The organism is Pseudomonas sp. R3.Fl, assembly GCF_023516765.1.
Taxonomy (GTDB): Bacteria; Pseudomonadota; Gammaproteobacteria; order Pseudomonadales; family Pseudomonadaceae; genus Pseudomonas; species Pseudomonas citronellolis.
This window is the reverse complement of record NZ_JAMGSO010000001.1, coordinates 354697-376449: the sequence shown is the minus strand read 5'-3', so window position 1 is coordinate 376449 and position 21753 is coordinate 354697. Positions and strand designations below refer to the sequence as shown.

The following is a 21753-nucleotide window of genomic DNA, read 5'->3' as shown; positions in this document are numbered from 1 at the left end:
TACCGGCCGCCGCCACGGGGCCCTTGTGGGGCCGCCGCGCGGCGGGCCGGCGCCGGGATCACTGGACCTGTGTGGCTTCGGCCGCTGCCGGCTGCGGCGCGGGGCTGGGCTGTTGCGCCGCGGCGCCGTTCACCTTGCGTCGCGGCGGGGCCGCCGGCCGGGCCTTGGGCAGCGCCTTGGCGGGGTTCCTGGCCTTGGCTGCCGGTTTATCCGCGGCTTCGCCCTGCTTGCTGGCGACGGCCTTGGCGGCGGTGTGCTTCTGGCTGGCGGGCTTGTCGCCGCCCTTGCCCTGCGCCGCCGCGGCGGCCTTGTTGCGCGCCAGTTCGAGCAGGCGGCGGTGTTCGGCCAGCAGGTGGTCGCCCAGGTCGTTGAGGTCCGGCAGGGCCCGGCGGCAGGCGATCAGACCGTAGTCCAGGCGGTCGTGGTAGCTGGTCACGGTGACGTTCAGCGCCATGCCGTGGGAGGGGATGGACACCGGGTAGTAGCACAGCACCTTGGCCCCGGCGAAGTACAGCTGGGCGGGGATGCCGGTGACGTTGGAGATCACCAGGTTGGCCGGCGGCGGCATCCAGTTGGCCAGGCGCGAGCGGCCGTACATGGCGGCCATGCCGGAGAGCAGCCAGGGCGCGGCGAAGATCGGGAAGTCCATGGGGATGGCCGAGCGGAACTTGTTCATCGCCGCCTTGCGCTGCGTCGAGGAGGCGTTGATGCGCTGCAGGCGCTGCAGCGGGTCGGCCTCGTCGGTGGCCAGGTCGACCACCAGCATGCTCACCTGGTTATTGGCGGTGTCGTCGCCGGGGGCGCGCAGGCTCACCGGCGCGGCGGCGGTCAGGGGTTTCTCCGGCAGCTCGCCGCTGGCCTTGAGGTAGCGGCGCAGGGCGCCGGAGACAGTGGCCATGACCACGTCGTTGAAGCTCACGTCCAACTGGCGCGCCATGTCCTTGATCTCGGCCAGGGGCACGGTGCGCCCGGCGAAGCTGCGCTGGTTGGTGATGGCCACGTTCAGCGGGGTGCGCGGGGCCAGCAGCTTGCGCGGATCGAGGCTGCGCCAGTTGCGCAGGTTGCCGTCGCCGATCACCGGCAGCAGGCTGCGCCCGGCGCGGAGCATGTCCGGCAGCATCTTCGCCAGCTTGACGTACTGGCGCCCGGCGTTGCCGATGGCCGCCCCGGCCAGTTCGGCGACGCCGAGCTGGTACTGGTTGCGCCGCAGCCTGGGCGGCGCCGGCGGGACGACGCGGCCGCTGGGCACATCGTCGAACAGCGCGCGGACCAGCTCGATGCCGGCCTGGCCGTCGACGTTGGCGTGGTGGACCTTGGCGTACAGCGCCACTTCGCCGCTGCGCAGGCCGTCGATGATGGTGACTTCCCACAGCGGCCGGCTGCGGTCGAGCAGGCTGGCGTGGCTGCGCGCCACGGCCTGCTGCAGCTGGCGATTGCTGCCGGGCTTGGACAGGGTGATGTGGCGGATGTGGTGTTCCAGGTCCAGCTGCTCGTCCTCCACCCACACCGGGTCGGACAGGTCGAAGGGCATGAACGCCAGCTTGCGGGTGAAGACCGTGGCCAGGTGCAGGCGCCCGGTCAGGTACTGCTTGACCTCCTCGAAGAAGTCGCCGTCATGGCCCTCGGGGAGTTGCAGCACATGCAGCGAACCGATGTGCGTAGGCATCTCGGCCGATTCCATGTGCAGGAATATGGCGTCCATCCCGCTCAAATGTTTCATCGCATCACCAACCTTCGTTCTTGTTGTTGCAGGGAAAGTACTCGCAAGGCCCATTGCCGCCGGGCCGGTGTGCCCCTCAGCGCCGGGGGGCGCGGAAGGGGTAGAGCGCGCGCTTCAGACCGCGCGGCCGGAACTTCTGCCACTGGTCCTGCGCTTGCGCCAGGCGGTCGCCGATGGCGTACCAGACCAGTGGGTGTACGCCCAGGCCGATGTGGCTGGCGCAGTTGACTTCGATGTTGTCGGTCAGGCGCCCCTGGCGCTCGACGCTGCCGCCCCAGCCGACGATGCCGTCGGCGCGGCTGTAGATGGAGGTGGTGGGCACCGGCGGCGCCTCTTCGCCACGCTCCTCGCTCTCGCGATTGAAGCTGCGCACCAGGCGGTACAGCTCCCAGGCGTTGGTGCTGGTCTGCGGCGGGCCGTACAGCGGGCTGCCGAGGGTGATCACCTGGCGCACGCTGGCGGGCATGGCGCGGGCCATCTCGCGGGCGAAGATGCCGCCCAGGCTCCAGCCGATCAGGCTGACCTTGCGCCCGGACGTCTCGTGCAGTTCTTGCAGCTGCGCCAGCAGGCGCTCCACCACGCCACGGCTGGGGCCGCGGTTGAGGCCCTGGCCCCAGCCGTGGGTGTCGTAGCCGCGGTTGTCGAGGAAGCGCCGCAGGGGCAGGGTGGTGCAGTCGTGGGCCATCAGCCCGGGCAGTACCAGCACGCTGTGGCCGTCGCCGCGCGGCACGTTGAGCAGCAGCCAGGGCATGGCCGCCGGGATCGAGGCCCATTCCAGCAGGGCACGCGACTCCAGCGCCCAGAGCATGGGCGAGGGGCGGCGCTCCACCGGGTGCCGGCGGAAGGGGGCGGTGAGGGACTCGTAGAAAGCGGCGGGCATGATGGCGGTTTCCTTGTACGGGGGTACTACGGGTTCAGTTACCGGCGCTCGCTTGAGCGGCGGCGATTTCGTCCTTGAGCAGCTTCTTGGACAGTTTGCCCACGGCGGTCTTGGGCAGGTCGGCGCGGATTTCCAGGGCCTGCACCATCTCGTGCTTGCCCAGGCGCTCCTTGAGGAAGTCCTTGAGCGCGTCGAGGTCGAAGGCCGCATGGCCGGGGCGCAGCTTGACGTAGGCCTTGGGCGACTGGCCGCGGTAGGCGTCGGGGATGCCCAGGACCATGACTTCCTCCACCGCCGGGTGGGCGTAGATGGCTTCCTCGATCACCCGCGGGTAGACGTTGAAACCGCCGCACAGGAGCATGTCCTTGGTGCGGTCGACGATGTAGATGTAGCCGTCCTCGTCCATGTAGCCGACGTCGCCGGTGCGGAAGTAGCCGTCGTGGGTGAAGGACTCGGCGCTGGCCTGGGGGTTGTTCCAGTAGCCGCGCATGATGTTCGGCCCGCGGATGGCCAGCTCGCCGTTCTGCCCCGGCGGCACCTTGCGCCCGGCGTCCTCCAGGTCGAGGAAGCAGATGTCCACGCCGATGTGCGGCACGCCGCAGGAGCCGGCCTGGGGTCGCTCGGCGGGGGTGAAGGTGCCGCCGGTGCAGGTCTCGGTCATGCCCCAGCCCTCGGTGATCTGGCAACCGGTCAGGGCCTTGAACTGCTGCATCAGCTCCACCGGCAGCGGCGCGCCGCCGGAGGCGCAGATCTTCAGGCAGCGCAGGTCGTATTCGCTGACCTGCGGGTGGCTGAGCAGGGCGGTGAACATGGTCGGCACGCCGGGGAAGCAGCTCACCCGGTTGTCGTGGATGTCGCGCAATACGGCGCCGGCGTCGAAGCGCGTGTGCAGGCGCATTTCGGCGCCCGCGGCCACCGGGAACAGCAGGCAGCCGACCATGGCGTAGACGTGGAACAGCGGCAGCACCACCAGGATGCTCTCGCGGCCCTCGTGCAGGCGCTGGTCGTTGTCGACGTTGATCATCGCCACCTGGGCCGCGGCGGCGCCGAGGTTGGCGTGGGTCAGCATGGCGCCCTTGGGCAGGCCGGTGGTGCCGCCGGTGTACTGCAGCACGGCCAGGGCCTGGTCCAGCGGCGGCAGGGCGTGGGGCTGCCAGTCGCCCTGGTTGTCCAGCAACTGTTCGAAGGGCAGGCACTGCTCGCTGTAGTGCACCTGGGCGAGCTGGCCTTCCTGCTGCAGGCGGGCGCGGATCTCCCGCGGCTGCGCGCCGAACTCGCCCAGCGAGCCGACCACCAGGGTGTGCAGGCGGGTGCTGTCGAGCAGGCGGGCCATCAGCGGGTAGAGGCTGTTGAGGTCGAGGGTGACGAGGATGTCGGTGCGGCTGTCCTCGATCTTGTGCGCGAGCACCTCGCCGGCATCCAGCGGCGAGTAGTTCACCACGGTGCCGCCAGCGCGCAGGATGGCGAAGAAGGTGATGACGTACTGCGGCACGTTGGGCAGGTACAGGCCGACGTGGACGCCGGGGCCGACGCCCAGGTCCTGCAGGCCCTTGGCGGCGCGGTCGATCAGCGAGGCGAGTTCGCGGTAGTCGATGTTGCGGCCCATGAAGTCGATGGCCGGACGGTCGGGCCAGCGGCGCACCGAGTCATCGAGCATGTCCAGCACGCTGAGGCCGGAGAGGTCGGTGTTCCAGCGCACGCCGGCAGGGTATGAGCGAGTCCAGGGGGTTTGCACTTGCTGGTGTCTCCTTATTGTTTGCAAGCATGGTGAGGCTGCGGCGCTTGTATGAACTGTCCGGAATTTGCGGCTTGGAGAAAGTGCCGGTGGTGGGGGTTGGCGTTCGTGCCAAAGGCTGATGGATGGGGGCTGGAGGGGCTCTGGGGCGGGGGTTCTGGCGTGATCAGCGGCGTGGAGGGTGGGGGATTCATGGGGGTTATGGGGTGGTTGGTGTGGGGGGATAAGCAGTTGTGGTTTGGGGTTGCTGTGTTCCCTGTTTGCGATGTGCTCCTGCAGGTTGGCGGGGGTGTGTTTCCCTGGACTGCAGGAGCGCTCCCTGCGCGCGAATCGCGGACGGAGTCCGCTCCTACGGTCGTCCCCTGTGCCAGGCGCCGTAGGAGCGGACTCCGTCCGCGATTAACTCAGGTCTCGAAATAGAAACTCTGGAACCGCTCCGCCAGTTGCACGGTGAGTTGCGCCGCCTGCATATGGTTGGGATGGGGCCCATAGTCCTGGGCCGCCTTGAGCGACTCGAAACTGACGATCATGGCGAAGTCGAAGCTGTCGTCCGAGCCGACGCTGCCCAGGTTGGCCCGGGGGCCGAAGCGGACTTCGCTGACGCCGGGGATCTGCCGCAGGCTTTCGCAGGCGGCGGTCAGTTGGGCGATGTGTTCCAGGTTGCCCGGCTCTTTCAGCCAGGACACGACTACGCAATGCACGCTCATGGGCAGCACTCCTCTGTTGTTTGCGGGTTGATGCAGTTGCGCAGCGGCGCGCCCTGCAGGGCGTCGAGCAGGTTGTCGAAGGCCTCGAGGGTCATGCGCTTGTGCGTCTCGCGGGTGGAGGCGCCGTTGTGCGGCGACAGCACCAGGTTGGGCAGGCCGAGCAGCGCCGGGTTCACCGCCGGCTCGCCTTCGGTGACGTCCAGCCCGGCCGCCGCCAGCCGGCCTTCGCGCAGGGCCGTGGCCAGGGCGGTTTCATCCACCAGGCCGCCGCGGGCGGTGTTGATCAGGATGGCCTCGGGCTTCATCCGCGCCAGCTGCGGCGCGCCGATGATGTGGTGGGTGGCGGCGCTGTAGGGCAGTTGCAGGATGAGCGCGTCGCTCTGCTCCAGCAGGCTGTCGAAGTCCAGGTAGCGCACGCCGAGCCGGACTTCTTCCTCCACCGGCAGGCGCCGCCGGTTGCAGTAGGTGACGTCCATGTCGAAGCCGCGGGCGCGCTTGGCCACTTCCATGCCGATGCTGCCCAGGCCGAGGATGCCCAGCTGCTTGTGGTGCACGTCCTGGCCGAACAGCGGCGAGGAGTCGGCGCGCCAGCCGCCGCCGCGGACGAAGGCGTCGGCCTCGACGATGCGCCGGGCCGCGGCCAGCAGCAGGCCGAAGGCGAGGTCGGCGGTGGCCGCGGCGACCGCCTTGGGCGTGTTGCAGACGCGGATGCCGCGGGCCGTGCAGGCGGCCACGTCGATGTGGTCGAAGCCGGCGCTGACGGTGCTCAGCACCTTCAGGCGCGGGCAACGCTCCAGCAGGGCGGCGTCGATGCGGTCGGCGGGCAGCACCAGGGCGTAGTCGGCCCCGCTCAGCAGCTCGCCCAGGTCATCCGGGAGGCCGCGTTCGGGCATGCGGAGCTCGGCCCTTTCGCGCAGGCTTCCCAACAGCGCATCGGGTACCTGGCGCGACAGGGCGATGCAGGGAATGCTGTTCATCGCTGGCTCCTCAGTCGCGATAGCTGGTGTCGATGCGGTTGAGCTTGCGCAGCAGCGCCGGCCAGACGAAGTCGCCGCCCTGGCCGCCGGTCTGCTTGTCGACCACCTCGGCCACACCGTCGATGATCTGCGGATCGACCTGCACCAGCTGGCCGCCGGCCTGGGCCGCCAGCTGGATCTGGCAGGTGGTCTCGAAGGTGTACATGTTGAGGAAGGCGTCGGCGACGCTGCGGCCGACGGTGAGCAGGCCGTGGTTGCGCAGCATGAAGAACAGCTTGTTGCCCAGGTCCGCCTGCAGGCGCGGCTTCTCGTCGTCGCGCAGGGCCACGCCCTCGTAGTCGTGGTAGGCCAGCGAGGAGAGCACGAAGGTGGACTGCTGGCTGATCGGCAGCACGCCGCATTCCTGGGCGCTGACCGCGACGCCGGCGCGGGTGTGGGTGTGCAGCACGCACTGGATGTCGTGGCGCGCGGCATGGATGGCGCTATGGATGACGAAGCCGGCGCGGTTGGCGTCGTAGGGGCTGTCGATCACCTTGTTGCCGTCCTGGTCGATCTTCACCAGGTTGGAGGCGGTGATCTCGTCGAACAGCAGCCCGTAGGGGTTGATCAGGAAGTGATGCTCGGGGCCGGGGACGCGGGCGCTGATGTGGGTGAAGACCAGGTCGGTCCAGCCGAACAGGGCGACCAGCCGGTAGCACGCGGCGAGGTTGACGCGCAGTTGCCATTCTTCGTCGCTCACCTGGTCGCGGACATGGGGGAGGGCGAGTTCGTGGGCCATGGGGCATTCCTTCTTGTAGGTGTTGTGGTGGAGCGCCCGAGGCTAAGGCGTGGCGGGGGCCGGCGACTGTCCTGAATTTGACGTCCGTCACGCCGGCGCCCGCTCCGCCGTCGCGGCCGTTTGGGGGAGGCCGCCGATGCGCCTTGTGCTGGTTCGCCCGTCGGCCGAATAATGGCGGCAACGTCCCGGATTCCATGGAGCCTTCAGGCGTGACCTTCCCCTCGATGTTGTCGGAGTCGCACCTCGCCGTGCTGCTGGCCAGCCCCTGGTTCGGCGGCCTGCCGGAGCAGGTTCGCGACGACATGCTGGCCCGCGCCGGCGTGCGCGCGCTGAACACCGGCCAGCAGCTGTTCCGCTGCGGCGAGCCGCCGGATGGCCTGTACATCGTGCTGCAGGGCATCATCCGCCTGAGCAACACCACCCGCGATGGCCAGGAGGCGGTGCTGAACTTCTACGAGCCGGGCACCTGGCTGGGCGAGGTGTCGATGCTCGACCACAGCAACCGCCTGCACGACGCCCATGCCCACGTGCCCTCCCAGGTGCTGCATATCAGCCCGCTGGCGCTGGGCGAGCTGTGCGATCGGCACCCGGCGCTGGTGCGCATGCTGCTGGACCTGGAGGTGTCGCGCCTGCGCGCCATGCTGGTGGCCTTCTCCGCGTTTTCCACGCAGTCGCTGGAGCAGCGCCTGGCCGGGCGCCTGCTGGGGCTGAGCGAATCCTTCGGGGCGAAGGAGGCCGAAGGGGTGAGCCTGGACCTGCGGCTGTCCCAGGAGTCCATGGCGCAGCTCATCGGCGCCACCCGCCAGCGCGTCAACCAGGTGCTCAAGCAGTGGGAGCAGCAGGGCCTGATCCGCCAGCGCTACGGCCAGCTCCTGCTGCTGCGCCCGGACGCCCTGCAGACGCTGGCCCAGGAGCGGCCGGACCGCTAGCCCAGCGAACCTAGGTGCCTGCCGGCGGCTGGCCCGCGGCCTGCAGTTCGGCGCGCCGGTCGTGGGCGCGCTCGATCAGGTAGGCGCGGATCTGCTCCACCTGCTCCGGCGCCAGCCGCCCGGCGAACGGCGGCATGCCCCGGCCGGCCCGCGCGCCGGCGACGATGCTCTGGAAGTCCTCGTGCGTCTGCGCCGTCATGTAGCGCAGGTCGGGGATCACGTTCGCGCTGAAGGCGCCCAGGCCGTGGCACACCCCGCAGTGCTGGCGGAACAGCTGGTCGCCGGCCGCCACCGTGGCCGCGTCGGCGCTCAGCGGCGGCGGCTCGGGCAGTACGATGGCGCGCCGCCGGACCGCGGGCATGGGCGCGCTGCCGCCGAGCCTGAAGGTGAACACCCGGGCGTCGGGCACGCCGCGGGTGCGCTCGGACAGGGCGCCGAAGGTGATCGGGTAGGCGCCGCCCCAGCCGCTGCTGAAGGTCACGTACTGCTCGCCGTCCACGCTGTAGGTGATGGGCGCGGCCACCACACCGCTGCTCACCTCGCGCTGCCACAGCAGCTTGCCACTGTCGGCCGCGTAGGCCAGTAGGCGGCCATCGTGGGTGCCCTGGAACACCAGGTTGCCGGCGGTGGCCAGGGTGCCGCCGTTGGCGATCTGCGCGTAGGGCACCGACCAGACCTCTTTCTGCCGAAGCGGGTCCCAGGCCTGCAGCTTGCCGGTGTAGATCTGCGCGAATTCGTCGATGCTCTTGCTGTCCCGGGGCATCGGCGGGATTTCCATCCCGGTGTTCCACTGGCCCTTGGCGGGCGTATCCAGCTTCGCCTTCGGGTGGTGGATGTCGGCCGTCGATTGCGTGGGGATGTAGACCAGGCCGGTCTTCGGGCTGTAGCTCATCGGGTGCCAGTTGTGCCCGCCCTGGGAGCCGGGGAACACCAGCCTGGCCTCGCCCTTGCTCCAGTAGTCGGCCGCCTCCGGGTCGATGAGCGGCCGGCCGCTGTCCAGGTCCACGCCCTTGGCCCAGTTGACCTTGGGGGCGTACTGGGCGGCCGAGAGCAGCTTGCCCGTGGCCGCGTCCAGCACGTAGAAGAAGCCGTTCTTCGGCGCCTGCATCACCACCTTGCGCGGCTTGCCGTCGATGGCCAGGGTGGCGACGATGATGTGTTGCGTGGCGGTGTAGTCCCAGGCGTCGCCCGGCGTGGTCTGGTAGTGCCAGACGTACTGCCCGGTGTCGGGGCGGACCGCGACAATGGAGGAGAGGAACAGGTTGTCGCCCTTGCCCTGCGAGCGCTGGCCGTAGTTCCAGAAGGCGCCGTTGCCGACGCCGAGGTAGAGCAGGTCCAGTTCGGCGTCGTAGGCCATCGAGTCCCACACGGTGCCGCCGCCGCCCTGTTTCCAGTACTGGTCGCCGAACCAGGTCTTGCGGATCATGCCGATGGTGTCGCTCTCGTCGCCCTTTGCCGGGTCGCCCGGCACGGTGAAGAAGCGCCAGGCCTGCTTGCCGGTCTCGGCGTCGTAGGCGGTGACGTAGCCGCGCACGCCGAACTCGCTGCCGCCGTTGCCGATCACCACCTTGCCCTTGATGATGCGCGGGGCGCCGGTGATGGTGTAGTTGCGCGCGTGGTCGAGCACGGTGTCCACCGACCACAGGCGCTGCCCGCTGCGCGCGTCCAGCGCCTCCAGCCGGCCGTCGTACACGCCCACGTAGACCTTGCCGTTCCACACCGCCACGCCGCGGTTGGCCGCGTCGCAGCAGCCCGAGCCCTGGATGCCGCGGTAGACCCCGGGGTCGTACTTCCACAGCAGTTCGCCGGTGCGCGCGTCCAGCGCGTGGACGATGCTGTAGGCGCTGGTGGTGTACATCACGCCGTCCACCACCAGGGGCGTGGCCTCGACCACGCGGTCCAGCCCGAAGCCGTAGTTCCAGGCCAGGCCGAGCTGCCCCACGTTCCCCTCGTTGACCTGCTCCAGCGGCGAATAGCGCTGTTCGCCGTAGGTGCGGCCGGTGCTCATCCAGTTGCCGGGCTCGCTGTCGGCGGCGTTCAGGCGCTGGGCGTCGACCGCCGCCGGGCCGCCGGCCCAGGCCAGCGGAGCCGCGAGCAGCAGCGCCGCCCCGGTATTCCAAGGTGCTTTCATGGTTCGTTCCCTCATGGCGCCGCCAGCGGCGGCTCGTTTCGGGCGAGGCTCGGTGTGCAGGACGGTGCCCCGGCGGTAGGCCGCCGCCGGGGCTGGCCGTCAGGCGTGACGCGCAGTGCCGGTCACGGTTCGAGCCCCAGCGCAGCTGCCACCTGCGGGTAGGCCACCGTGTCGATCAGCTGGCGCGTGGCGGCGCCGTAAGGCGGCGTGATCAGCTCGAAGCTGCCGCCGGCGCGGCGCTCGTAGAAGCCGCGCGGGTTGGAGAACTCGCGGAAGCCTTCCTCGCCGTGGTGCCGCCCCATGCCGCTGGCGCCCACCCCGCCGAAGCCCATGGCGGCCAGCGCGCCCTGCATCACGGCGATGTTGAAGCACACGCCGCCCGAGCGGGTGCGCGTGGCGATCGCCTGGCGCAGCGCCGGGTCGTCGCTGAAGAGGTAGATGCCCAGCGGCGTGTCGCCCTGGTTGATGCGCGTGACGAGGTCGTCGGTGTCCTTGTAGGTCTGGATCGGCAGGATCGGACCGAAGATTTCCTCGCGCACCACCTGGGCGTCGTCGCGCGGGTTGACCACGATGTGGAAGGGCATGTCGCGGGCGCCGGCATCCATCTCGCGGCCGATGCGGATCACCTGCTCGCTCTTGCCCTGGGCGTCCTCCAGCAGGCGTTGCAGGCGCTCGACGTGGCGCTGGTTGATGATGCCGCTGGCGCTGCTGGCGCCGTTGTCGTGGCCGAAGCTGTGCTGCATCACTTCGCTCAGGGCCTTCACGAAGTCCTGCAGGCCGTCCTCGGGCACCAGCAGGTGGTCGACGGTGATGCACAGCTGGCCGCGCTTGATGGCCTTGATGCCGGCGATGGCCGCCAGCGTCTGCGCGTCGCCGAGCTTGTCGCGGCCGACGATGGTGGGGTTGCGCCCGCCCAGTTCGAGGGTGACCGGCACCAGGTTCTCGGCGCAGCGCTTCATGATCTCGCGGCCCACCGCCGTGCCGCCGGTGAACAGCAGGTGGTCCCAGGGCAGCGTGGCGCAGTGCCGGGCCAGCTCCAGGTCGCCGTTGACCACCGCGACCTCGTCCTCGGCGAAGTAGGCCGCGAACATTTCCTGCAGCAGGGCGCCGCTGTGGGGCGTCAGGTCCGAGGGCTTGAGGATCACCCGGTTGCCGGCGCCGAGCATGTCGATGAGCGGGCCGACGCCGACGTCGAAGGGGAAGTTCCACGCCGCCATGTTGCACACCACGCCCTTGGGGCTGTACTGCACGTAGGCCCGCGACTCGCCCTGGGTGGCCGGGTCGACCGGCTTGGCGATGGGCTTCATCCACTGCTGGACGTGGGCGCAGTCGAAGCGCACGCGCTCGACCATCGGCAGGATTTCGGTGAGGTCCGCCGCCGCGCCCGGATGGCTGCCGAAGTCTGCCGCCAGCGCTTCGTGGATCCTGGCGCGGTAGCTGTACATCATCGGCACGATGCGCGACATGCGCTCGATGCGCGTCTCGGCGCTGGGGAACATGTCCTGGGCGAAGGCCGCCTTCTGCAGCGCGAACAGGCGCTCCAGGCGCTGGATGGGGGTTTGCGTGGTCATGAAAGGTCTCCGGTGGGTAGCCGCGCGTCCCGCCCCGGATGGAGCGGGCCGTGCGGGAGGGCGCTGGCCCCCGGCCAGGGGCACGGGGGCAGCAAGATGCTCGGGCCGACGGCGTCGATGTCGGTGTGGCCGCAGAAGGCCATGCTCAGGCTCAGTTCGTTGTGGATGATCTCCAGCGCGCGGCTCACGCCGGCCTCGCCGAGGGCCCCCAGGCCGTAGACGAAGGCGCGCCCCAGCAGGCAGCCGCGCGCGCCCAGGGCGCGGGCGCGGAGCACGTCCTGGCCGCTGCGGATGCCGCCGTCCATCCAGACTTCGGTCTGCGCGCCGACCGCCTCGACTATCGGCGGCAGCGCGCGGATGCTCGACTGGGTGCCGTCGAGCTGGCGCCCGCCGTGGTTGCTGACCACGATGGCGTCGGCGCCGCGGGCCACGGCGTTGCGCGCGTCGTCCACGTCCTGGATGCCCTTGAGCAGCAGCGGGCCGTCCCACCAGCGGCGGATTTCGGCGACGTCGGCCCAGTTCAGCGACGGGTCCAGCTCGCCGCCGCGCCAGCGCGCCATGTCGGCCATGCTGTCGATGCCGGGCGCGTGGCCGACCACGTTGCCGAACGCCCGTCGCGGCGTGCCGGCCATGCCCAGCGCCCAGCGCGGGTGCCTGGCCACGTCGAGCAACTGGCGCAGGTTCATGCGCGAGGGGTCGGTCAGGCCGTTCTTCAGGTCCTTGTGGCGCTGGCCCACCAGCGACAGGTCGAGGGTCAGCACCAGCGCCGTGCAGCCGGCCGCCCTGGCGCGCTCGACCAGGCGCCGGGCGAAGGCGCGGTCGCGCATCACGTAGAGCTGGAACCAGAAGCCGGGGCCGGCGTGCTCGGCCACGTCCTCGATGGAGCAGATGCTCATGGTGGACAGCGTGAAGGGCACGCCGAAGGTCCGCGCCGCGCGCGCCGCGAGGATTTCGCCGTCGGCATGCTGCATGCCCAGCGCGCCCACCGGGGCGAGCGCCAGCGGCATGGAGGCGCGCTGGCCGAGCAGGGTGGTGGCGGTGCTGCGCCGGTCGATGTCGATGGCCACGCGCTGGCGCAGCAGCAACTGCTGCAGGTCGGCCTGGTTGGCGCGGTAGGTGCTCTCGGTCCAGGAGCCCGAGTCGGCGTAGTCGTAGAACATCCGCGGCACGCGGCGCTGGGCCAGGGCACGCAGGTCCTCGATGCAGGTGATGCAGGTCATGGCGCGCCGCCGTCGAGCAGCTTGCCCGGGTTGAGGATGCCGGCGGGGTCCAGCGCGCGCTTGATCGCGCCCATCAGCGCGCGTTCCTGCGGGCTGCGGGTGATCGACAGCCAGGGCTTCTTCTCCAGCCCGATGCCGTGCTCGGCCGACACCGAACCGCCGCGCGCGCGCAGTTCCGCGTAGACCAGCGCCTCGATGCGCGGCTTGAACCGTTCGAGGTCGGCGTGGGGCAGGGTGACGACCACGTGCAGGTTGCCGTCGCCCAGGTGGCCGAACACGTAGAGCCAGTGCGCCTTGGCTTCCGCGAGCAACAGTCGCTGCACCTGGCGCACGTAGCCGTCCATCTCGGCGATCGGCAGGGAGATGTCGAAGCCCAGCGGCATGCCGTGCCGCATCACCTGTTCCACGTCGTCGCGCAGGGCCCAGAAGGCCTGCGCGTCGGCGTCGGAGCGGGCGAGCACCGCGTCGCTCAGCAGCCCTTGCTCCAGGGCCGCTTCGAGCGCGGCCTCGAAGCGCTGGCCGTCGGCTTCGCGCTGGCTGCCCTGGGCCTCGACCAGCACGTAGAAGGGGTGCTCCTGGCCCAGCGGCGGCAGGCTCCTGGCCGGCGGCGTGGTCACCAGGCGGTAGAAGGACTGCCACATCACCTCGAAGGACGACAGCGAGCCGCCCAGCGCGCGGTCCATGTGGCGCAGCAGCCCGGCCACGGCATCGAAGCCCGGCGCCGCCAGCAGCGCGGTGTGGCTGGCCAGCGGCTTCTCGCGCAGGCGCAGCACCAGGCGGGTGATCACCCCCAGGGTGCCTTCGCTGCCGATGAACAGCTGCTTGAGGTCGTAGCCGGTGTTGTTCTTGATCAGCGGACGCAGGGACGACACCACGGTGCCGTCGGCCAGCACGGCCTCAAGCCCCAGCACCATGTCGCGGGTCATGCCGTAGCGCAGCACGCGGGTGCCGCCGGCGTTGGTGGCGGCGGTGCCGCCCAGGGTGGCGCTGCCGCGCGCGCCCAGGTCCAGCGGGTAGACCAGGCCCTGGGCCTCCACGGCTTCCTGCAGGGCCTGCAGGGTGACGCCGGCCTGCACGGTGGCGGTGCGCTGTTGCGGGTCGATGGCCTCGATGGCGCGCATGCGCTCCAGCGACAGGATGATCTCGCCGGGCCCGGCATCGGCGCCGCGCACCAGGCCGGTCAGGCCGCCCTGGGGTACTACCGGCAACTGCCGTTGGTGGCACCAGCGCAGCACGGCGGCGACTTCCCCGGTGCTGGCCGGGCGCACCAGCGCCCGCGCCCGCAGATGGTCGGCGCGGAAGGCGCCGGCCGAACGGCTGGCGAGGTCGGCCGCGCAGAGCACGCCGTTGTCGCCGACGATGGCGCGCAGCGCCTCGACTATGGGGTCCATATGCGATCGTCTCCTAGCGGGGAGCGGCGGGCGCTCGGGCGGTGTCGTGCAGCGAGGCCTTGAGCTGCGCGCGTTCCTTTTCCACCTGCTCGACGTGGCGCTGGCGCACGTGGCCATAGCCGCGGATCTTCTCCGGCAGCGAGGCCAGGGCGACGGCGGTGTCGAGGTTGCCGGCGTCGAGGCTGGCGATCAGGCCGTCGACCTCGCGCTCGTACTCGGCCAGCAGGCGCAATGCGAGCCGGCGTTCGGCGCTGTTGCGGAAGGGGTCGAGGAGGGTGCCGCGCAGGCCCTTGCAGTGCTTGAGCAGGCCGAAGGCCTTCAGCAGCCAGGGCCCGACTTCCTGCTTGTACGGCTTGCCGTGCTGGTCCAGGCCGCCGAAGGGCCAGGCGCCGACGTTGAAGTGGACCTTGTAGTCGCCCTCGAACACGGCATCGAGTTCTTGCCTGAAGGTGGCGGAAGCGTAGAGGCGGGCAACCTCGAACGCGTCCTTGATCGCCAGCAGCTTGAAGTAGTAGCGCGCCACCGCCGTGCTGAAGCGCTCGCCCAGGCTCAGCCCGCGCTCGGCCGCCATGGCGCGGTCCACCAGGGCCTTGTAGCGCCGGGCATAGGCCTTGTTCTGGTATTCGGCCAGGTAGGCCATGGAGCGCTGGACGATGGCGTCGAGGGACATGTCGATGCGCGGCGCGGGCACGACCGGCTTGCCGGCGCAGGCGGCCTGTTCCACCGCCTGCAGATCGACCGCCGCGCGGCGGCCCCAGAGGAAGCTCGCCTTGTTGAAATCGACCTGCACGGCGTTGAGTTCCAGCGCGCGCATGATGGCCGCGTGGGACAGCGGCACGCTGCCCAGCTGCCAGGCCGCGCCGAGCATGAACATGTTGGCGGCGATGCTGTCGCCCATCAGCTGCGCGGCGATGCGCAGGCCCTCCATGGCCAGCAGCTGGCCGTCGCCGCAGCGCTGGCGGATGCGTTCGACCAGCGCGCCGGCATCCATCTTCCAGTCGGGGTTGCGCGCGAAGTCGCTGGTGGGCACCAGGTCGCTCGCCACTATCACCCGGGTGCGGCTGGGGCGCACGCGCGTCAGCGCCTCGTCGCCAGCGGTCACCACCAGATCGCAGCCCACTATGGTGTCGGCTTCGGCCGTGGCTATGCGCGTGGCATGCAGGCGCTGCGCATCGGCGGCGATGCGCACGTGGGACATCACGGCGCCGTATTTCTGCGCAAGGCCCGTGACGTCCAGCACCGAGACCGCCAGCCCCTCGATGTGCGCGGCCATGCCGAGCACCTGGCCGATGGTGACCACGCCGGTGCCGCCGACGCCGGTGATCAGCAGCGAGAACTCGCCTGCGAGCGCCGGCAGCGTCGGTTCCGCGATGGCCGGAAAGTCCGCCGCGCCCACGCCCGCGGTGCGCGTCTTGCGCAGCTTGCCGCCGTGCACGGTGACGAAGCTCGGGCAGAAGCCCTCGACGCAGGAGTAGTCCTTGTTGCACGAGCTCTGGTTGATCTTGCGCTTGCGCCCGAAGGGGGTTTCCAGCGGTTCGATGGACAGGCAGTTGGAGGCCCTGGAGCAGTCGCTGCAGCCCTCGCAGACGGCCGCGTTGATGAAGCTGCGCTTGGCCGGATCGGCCCACTTGCCGCGCTTGCGCAGGCGCCGGCGCTCGGTGGCGCAGGGCTGGTCGTAGACGATCACCGACACCCCTTCGATCTCGCGGCAGCGCAGCATCACCGCGTCGAGTTCGGCGCGGTGCAGCAGCGGCACGCCGGCCGGCAGGCTGCCGGCGGGGTGCTTGGCCAGGTCGTCGGTCAGCACGAAAATGTGCCGGACGCCCTCGGCCATCAGCTCGCTGACCACCTGCGGCACCGTCAGCTCGCCGTCGATGGGCTGGCCGCCGGTCATGGAGACGAAGCCGTTGAACAGCACCTTGTAGGTCATGTTGGCCTTGGCCGCGATGGCCTGGCGGATGGCCAGGAAGCCGGAATGGAAGTAGGTGCCGTCGCCGATGTTGACGAATACGTGCTTTTCCCGGGTGAAGCGGTGCTGGCCCAGCCAGTGCATGCCTTCGCCGCCCATCTGGGTGAACATCGGCGGCGTCTTGATCGGGTCGTGCAGCACGGCCATGGCGTGGCAGCCGATGCCGACCATGGCCCGCGAGCCGTCGGGCACCTGGGTCGAGCGGTTGTGCGGGCAGCCCGAGCAGAAGCCGGGGTTGCGATTGGGCGAGGCCGGGTCGGGCAGGCCGGGCAGCTTGTTGGTGGCCGGCGGCAGGGCCATGGCGGGCAGCTCGGGGTGCAGCTTGCGCAGTTGCCCGTGGATGGCGTGCATGATCTGCGTCGGCGACAGCTCGCCCCAGCCCTGCAGCACCGCCTCGCCATGCTCGGGCGCGAAGGCCTGGGCCGCCGCGTACTTGCCGGCCACCCGCGGGTGGTTGGGCAGCGCCAGGTCGTAGAGGATGCCCTTGACCTGGTCTTCGAGGATGCCGCGCTTTTCCTCGACCACCAGGATGGCGTCCAGCCCGTCGGCGAATTCGCCGACGAACTGCGGGTCCAGCGGCCAGATCAGCCCGGCCTTGCCGATGCGCAGGCCCAGCTCGCGCTGGCGCGTCTCGTCCAGGCCCATCCCGGCCAGGGCCTGCAGCACGTCCTGGTACGACTTGCCGGCCGACAGCACGCCGAGCCGGGCGCCGGGCACTTCCTGCAGCAGATGGTTGAGCCGGTTGGCGCGGGCATAGGCCACGGCCGCCGGCAGCCGGTGGTTGACCAGGCGTTCCTCGCCCATCAGCGGGATATCGAAGGTGCGGATGTTCAGGCCCTGCGGGCCGAGGTGCGGGGCAACCTGCAATTCGGGCAGGACGATGCGCGGCGAGTCGGGGCCGACGCGCACCGAGCCGCCGCCCTCGACCACGTCGTTGTGCACCTTGAAGCCCACGGCGCAGCCGCTGAAGCGGCTCATGGCGAAGCCGTGCAGGCCCAGGTCGAGCAGTTCCTGGGTGTTCGACGGGTAGAGGATCGGCAGGCCGGCGGCGATGAAGATCGGGTCGGAGAAGTTGATGACCGAGGAGGACTTGACGCCGTGGTCGTCGCCGGCGATGGCCAGCACGCCACCGTGCCTGTGGGTGCCGGCGCTGCCCAGGTGGCGCATGGCGTCGGCGCTGCGGTCGGTGCCCGGGCCCTTGCCGTACCAGATGCCGAACACGCCGTCCACGTTGGCGCCGGGCAGCAGGCCTGCGTACTGCGAGCCCCACACCGCGGTGAGCGCTAGGTCCTCGTTGACCCCCGGCATGAAGTGGATGTTGTTGGCCTCCAGGCGCGCCTGCTGGGCCCACAGCTCCATGTCGTAGCGGCCCAGCGGCGAGCCGCGGTAGCCGGAGATGAAGCCGCCGGTGTCCAGGCCCGCGGCCTGGTCGCGCCAGCGCTGCTGCAACGGCAGGCGCGACAGGGCCTGGGTGCCGGTGAGGTAGATCCAGCCGTCGCGGATTTCGAACTTGTCGTCGAGGCTGACGCCCTGGCGAGGCAGAGGGGCATTCATCACGGTGTCTCCTGCTTATTCTTGTTCTGGCGCCTTGTGCGCGGTACAAGCGGCGGGGCGGGCAGGGCGTGCCCGCCGGGCGGCTCGTGGCGCCACGACGATCGTTGGAAAAATAGTGCGGCGCGATACCGCGGGAGACTGTTAGGTATTTGCAATGCGAGGACGCTGTAGGAGTACTCATGACTACCCCTTCCGAGGTATCGGCAAGCCACCTGCGGACGCTGCTGGGCAACCCCTCGTTCGCCCTGCTGCCGGCGGAGGTGCGCGACGATGTCCTTGCCCACGGCCGGCAACGCCGGCTGGCGGCCGGGCAGCGGTTGTTCCGCCGCGGCGACAGGGCCGATGGGCTGTACATAGTGCTGGAGGGCTCGCTGCGCCTGAGCGGCACTTCCCGGGACGGCCTGGAGGCGGTGCTGAACTTCTACGAGCCGGGCTGCTGGGTCGGCCTGGTGTCGCTGCTCGATGGCCTGCCGCGCATCCACGATGCCCAGGCGGCCATGCCGTCCCTGGTGCTGCAGCTCACCCCGGCGGACGTCGAAGGCCTGATCGGCCGCCATCCCGCCTTCTCGCGCTTCCTGCTGCACCTGCAGAGTTCGCTGCTGCGCGCGCTGCTGGTGGGTTTCGAGGCCTTTTCCACCCAGACGCTGGAGCAGCGCCTGGCCAGCCGCCTGCTGGCGCTGGCCGCGGCCTTCGGCTCGGCCAACGCCGGGGGCGGGCTGGCCATCGAGCTGCGCCTGTCCCAGGAAACCCTGGCGCTGCTATTGGGCAGCACCCGCCAGCGGGTCAGCCAGTTGCTGAAGCAGTGGGGCCAGGACGGCATGATCGCGCAGAAGTACGGCAGCGTCGTGCTGCTCGACCAGGGCCGGCTGGAGGAACTGGCCCGGGTGTGAGGCTTCAGTCTTCCTGGCATTCCTGCCAGCGCTTGCGCGCGCGCAGGTAGGCGGCGGTGTCGGCGTAGCCGAGGCGGGTGGCGATGCGTTCGCGGTCCAGGCCCTGCAGCTCCAGGTACTGCTCCAGCTCCGTGCGCACCGCGGCCAGCACCTGACGGTAGCCCAGGTCCTGCTCCAGCAGGCGCCGGCGCAGGGTGCGCGGGGTCATGTGCAGCGCCGCCGCGGCGCTCTCCAGGCTGGGCGCGGCGCCGCTTTCCAGCTCGCCGCGGATGTGCTGCGCCACCCGCGCGGCGGCCCCGCTGAACTGCTGCAGGCGCGCCAGGCGCTGTTCCAGGCCGCTGACGATCAGCTCCACCAGCACCGGGTGGTGGCCGCGCATCGGCTCTTCCAGCAGGCTCCTGTCGAAGACCAGGCGGCTGCGTTCGCAGCCGAACTGCAGGTTCGGGCCGAACAATTCCCGGTACTCGGCGTGGTAGGGCGGCCGCGAATAGGCGAACTCGGCGCGCAGCGGCAGCACTGAGTGCACGCAGCCTTCGCGCAGCTGCGTCATGGTCATCACCAGGGCATGTTCGCTGTAGTGCCGACGCAGCCGCTCCGAGGCCTCTATCTGCACCTCCAGTGCCACTTCGCCAGCGGCTTCGACGACGCGCAGGCGATCGAGGTCCGAGCCCAGGCGGGCGAAGCGCTGCCAGTGCTGCAGGGCCTCGCCGACGTTGGCGCAGCACAGGGTGAGGGGCACCAGCACGAAGCGCTCCCTGGGCAGGAAGTGGCTGAACAGGTGCAGGCCGATGGCCGGGTCGATGCGCGCCGCGCGTTGCCACAGGCGTTCCAGCTGCGTCCGGTCGAATTCCTCGGCTTCGCTGTGCTCGCTGAGAAAGCGCGCCAGCACCCGGCCCATGGCGCCGCGGTGCCGCGGCTGGACCGGCGTGGCCACTTTGGTTCGGTTTTTGTCCCTTTCTGGCATGTTCGCCAGCGTCCTCTTGCCGTTTCATGTGGCCGTTCGAGCGTGCTGTCCCGCCTTGCCTGTTGGCGGCCAGCCACGCCCCGCCGTTGATGATAAACCGAGAATAAGAAACATGACCCGCAAATACCTGCCACGCCGCGCCGCGACCCTGGCCGCGCGCCTGCTGTTTCTCGTTCTGCCCGTGCTGGGCGGCGCCGCCCAGGCGGCGGACAAGCCCAACATCGTGGTGATCTTCGGTGACGACATCGGCATGTGGAACCTCAGCGCCTACAGCCGTGGCGCCATGGGCTACCGCACGCCGAACATCGACAGCATCGCCAAGGGCGGCGCCATCTTCAGCGACCACTACGCCCAGCCCAGCTGCACCGCCGGGCGCGCCGCCTTCATCACCGGCCAGCTGCCGATCCGCTCGGGCATGACCACCGTCAGCCAGCCGGGCGGGCCGCTGGGCCTCAAGCCGCAGACCGTGACCCTGGCCGAGGTGCTCAAGACCCAGGGCTACACCAGCGGCCAGTTCGGCAAGAACCACCTGGGCGACCGCAACGAGCACCTGCCGACGGTGCACGGCTTCGACGAGTTCTTCGGCAACCTCTACCACCTCAACACCGAGGAAGAGCCGGAGGACGTCGACTACCCGAGCGACCCCGGCTTCAAGAAGCGCTACGGCCCGCGCGGCGTGCTGCACTGCTACGCCACCGACAGCGAGACGTCCGGCGAGGACCCGCGCTTCGGCAAATGGGGCAGGCAGCGCTGCGAGGACACCGGCGCGCTGACGCGCAAGCGCATGGAGACCGTCGACCAGGAACTGATCCAGGCCTCGTTCAAGTTCATGGACAAGGCCGTGGCGCAGAAGAAGCCGTTCTTCGCCTGGATCAACACCACGCGCATGCACGTCTTCACCCACACGCCGAACCAGTACCTGGAACGCTGCAAGCAGTTCACCAGCGGCGAGGACGAACACTGCGCCGGCATGTTGCAGCACGACGAGGACGTCGGCACGGTGCTGAAGAAGCTCGACGACCTGGGCATCACCGACAACACCATCGTCATCTACTCCACCGACAACGGCCCGGAGCACGAGACCTACCCGTTCGGCGGCACCAGCCCGTACCGCAGCACCAAGATGACCACCTGGGAAGGCGGCGTGCGCGTACCGATGATGGTGCGCTGGCCGGGGCACATCCCGGCGGGCGAGGAACTCAACGGCATCCAGTCCCACGAGGACCTGTTCACCACCCTGGCGGCCGCCGCCGGCATGCCCGACGTGCGCGAGCGCCTGGCCAAGGGCGACGACCTGGGCACCGGCGTGGTGAAGAAGAACTATATCGACGGCCTCGACAACCTGGCCTATTGGGAAGGCAAGACCGACCAGTCGGCGCGCCACGAGATCTTCTACTACGCCGAGAGCCGCCTGCAGGCCGTGCGCCTGGACCAGTGGAAGGCGCACTTCTATACCCGCGACGGCTACTACGGCAGCACCACCACGCTGGAGATGCCCTGGCTGTTCAACATCCGCCAGGACCCCTTCGAGAGCTACGACCAGGCGCCCGGCCCGCGCGCCAACCTGCTGCAGAAGAAGACCTACCTGTTCAACCGCATGACCGACGCCATAGTCGCGCACCTGAAGACCTTCAGGGACTTCCCGCCGGCGCAGAAGGGCGTGTCGCTGAGCTTCGACCAGCTCAAGGAACAGATCACCAAACAGGCCGAGAAATGATTCCCCGGCGGCCGCCCGACGGCCGCCAGGTTTACCCCCGCGCGCCCGTCGCGCGCAGAACAACAAGACCGGAGTTTTACCCCCGATGAGCCAGCTCAGCCCCGCCGCCATGCAAGTCTTCGCCGCCATGCAGAACGCCCCCGTGGTGTCCCGCGACCACGCCCGCGAGGCGATCCTGCTGCTGGAGGACGACCTGCCCTGGGTCGCCCTGCCCGACGGTTCCACCATCCAGCTGCTGCACGTGGACCTGAACCAGAACCTGTGGATCAACCGCACCCGCATGAAGCCGGGCTTCGGCGTCGACACCCACTACCACACCGGCCCGGTGTTCGCCGTCACCCTGCAGGGCGAGTGGTTCTACCGCGAATACCCGGACAAGGTGAACAAGGCCGGTTCCTACCTCTACGAGCCGGCGCATTCGCTGCACACCCTGTGCGTGGCCGAGGACGCCACGGAGATCGCCGACGTCTGGTTCGCCATCTTCGGCAGCAACGTCGACATCGACGAGAAGGGCGACGTCATCCGCATCCTCGACGCCAAGACCGCGCTGGCCGTCTACCGCGCGCTGTGCGCGGCCGAAGGCAAGAGCTGCGACAAGCTGATCGTGCTCGGTGAGTGAG

16 protein-coding genes are annotated in these 21753 nt (G+C 69.9%); 4 read left to right on the top strand and 12 right to left on the bottom strand.

The window, feature by feature from the left end:
• Positions 1 to 58: 58 nt before the first annotated feature.
• The 6 genes from M8R19_RS01350 to M8R19_RS01325 form a co-directional block, all read right to left on the bottom strand.
• On the bottom strand, positions 59 to 1720 hold the full coding sequence (locus tag M8R19_RS01350; protein ID WP_249916789.1) for a WS/DGAT/MGAT family O-acyltransferase: 1662 nt from the start codon (positions 1718 to 1720) through the stop codon (positions 59 to 61).
• Between the two features lie 76 nt (positions 1721 to 1796).
• Positions 1797 to 2600, bottom strand: a complete 804-nt coding sequence (locus tag M8R19_RS01345) for a lipase family alpha/beta hydrolase (RefSeq protein WP_051879030.1) — start codon at positions 2598 to 2600, stop codon at positions 1797 to 1799.
• Between the two features lie 34 nt (positions 2601 to 2634).
• Complete coding sequence (locus M8R19_RS01340) at positions 2635 to 4335, bottom strand: long-chain-fatty-acid--CoA ligase (RefSeq protein ID WP_249916788.1); 1701 nt, start codon at positions 4333 to 4335, stop codon at positions 2635 to 2637.
• A 404-nt stretch (positions 4336 to 4739) separates the two neighbouring features.
• The gene (locus M8R19_RS01335) at positions 4740 to 5042 is read right to left on the bottom strand and encodes a Dabb family protein (protein ID WP_116423384.1); all 303 of its coding nucleotides are present in this window, start codon (positions 5040 to 5042) and stop codon (positions 4740 to 4742) included.
• Positions 5039 to 6019: a 2-hydroxyacid dehydrogenase gene (locus tag M8R19_RS01330; protein WP_249916787.1), complete on the bottom strand. Its 981-nt coding sequence runs from the start codon at positions 6017 to 6019 to the stop codon at positions 5039 to 5041. The genes M8R19_RS01335 and M8R19_RS01330 overlap by 4 nt, the downstream gene beginning before the upstream one ends.
• Positions 6020 to 6029: 10 nt before the next feature.
• On the bottom strand, positions 6030 to 6797 hold the full coding sequence (locus M8R19_RS01325) for a class II aldolase/adducin family protein (protein ID WP_058070924.1): 768 nt from the start codon (positions 6795 to 6797) through the stop codon (positions 6030 to 6032).
• Positions 6798 to 7006: 209 nt separating this feature from the next.
• On the opposite strand from M8R19_RS01325, the gene M8R19_RS01320 reads away from it, so the two are divergent.
• Positions 7007 to 7726, top strand: a complete 720-nt coding sequence (locus M8R19_RS01320; protein WP_081884662.1) for a Crp/Fnr family transcriptional regulator — start codon at positions 7007 to 7009, stop codon at positions 7724 to 7726.
• 10 nt (positions 7727 to 7736) lie between these two features.
• Here the strand turns inward: M8R19_RS01320 and M8R19_RS01315 are convergent, their stop codons facing one another.
• The 5 genes from M8R19_RS01315 to M8R19_RS01295 form a co-directional block, all read right to left on the bottom strand.
• Entirely contained in the window at positions 7737 to 9857 is a 2121-nt protein-coding gene (locus tag M8R19_RS01315) for a PQQ-dependent dehydrogenase, methanol/ethanol family (protein WP_249916786.1), read from the bottom strand.
• 122 nt (positions 9858 to 9979) lie between these two features.
• Complete coding sequence (locus M8R19_RS01310; RefSeq protein WP_116423389.1) at positions 9980 to 11428, bottom strand: aldehyde dehydrogenase family protein; 1449 nt, start codon at positions 11426 to 11428, stop codon at positions 9980 to 9982.
• Positions 11425 to 12648: an alpha-hydroxy acid oxidase gene (locus M8R19_RS01305; RefSeq protein ID WP_116423390.1), complete on the bottom strand. Its 1224-nt coding sequence runs from the start codon at positions 12646 to 12648 to the stop codon at positions 11425 to 11427. Before M8R19_RS01305 ends, M8R19_RS01310 begins: the two co-directional genes overlap by 4 nt.
• Complete coding sequence (locus M8R19_RS01300) at positions 12645 to 14039, bottom strand: FAD-binding oxidoreductase (RefSeq protein ID WP_116423391.1); 1395 nt, start codon at positions 14037 to 14039, stop codon at positions 12645 to 12647. The genes M8R19_RS01305 and M8R19_RS01300 overlap by 4 nt, the downstream gene beginning before the upstream one ends.
• A 13-nt stretch (positions 14040 to 14052) precedes the next feature.
• Positions 14053 to 17562, bottom strand: coding sequence for an indolepyruvate ferredoxin oxidoreductase family protein (locus M8R19_RS01295; RefSeq protein ID WP_249916785.1), 3510 nt, complete (start codon positions 17560 to 17562; stop codon positions 14053 to 14055).
• Positions 17563 to 17741: 179 nt separating this feature from the next.
• Between M8R19_RS01295 and M8R19_RS01290 the strand changes: the two genes are divergently transcribed.
• Entirely contained in the window at positions 17742 to 18452 is a 711-nt protein-coding gene (locus tag M8R19_RS01290; protein WP_249916784.1) for a Crp/Fnr family transcriptional regulator, read from the top strand.
• A gap of 4 nt (positions 18453 to 18456) precedes the next feature.
• Here the strand turns inward: M8R19_RS01290 and M8R19_RS01285 are convergent, their stop codons facing one another.
• Entirely contained in the window at positions 18457 to 19386 is a 930-nt protein-coding gene (locus M8R19_RS01285; protein ID WP_249916783.1) for an AraC family transcriptional regulator ligand-binding domain-containing protein, read from the bottom strand.
• A gap of 142 nt (positions 19387 to 19528) precedes the next feature.
• On the opposite strand from M8R19_RS01285, the gene M8R19_RS01280 reads away from it, so the two are divergent.
• Complete coding sequence (locus M8R19_RS01280; RefSeq protein ID WP_083426744.1) at positions 19529 to 21133, top strand: arylsulfatase; 1605 nt, start codon at positions 19529 to 19531, stop codon at positions 21131 to 21133.
• 85 nt (positions 21134 to 21218) lie between these two features.
• A complete protein-coding gene (locus tag M8R19_RS01275) occupies positions 21219 to 21752 on the top strand; it encodes a 2,4'-dihydroxyacetophenone dioxygenase family protein (RefSeq protein ID WP_051879015.1) in 534 nt (177 codons plus the stop codon).
• Position 21753: the final 1 nt, after the last annotated feature.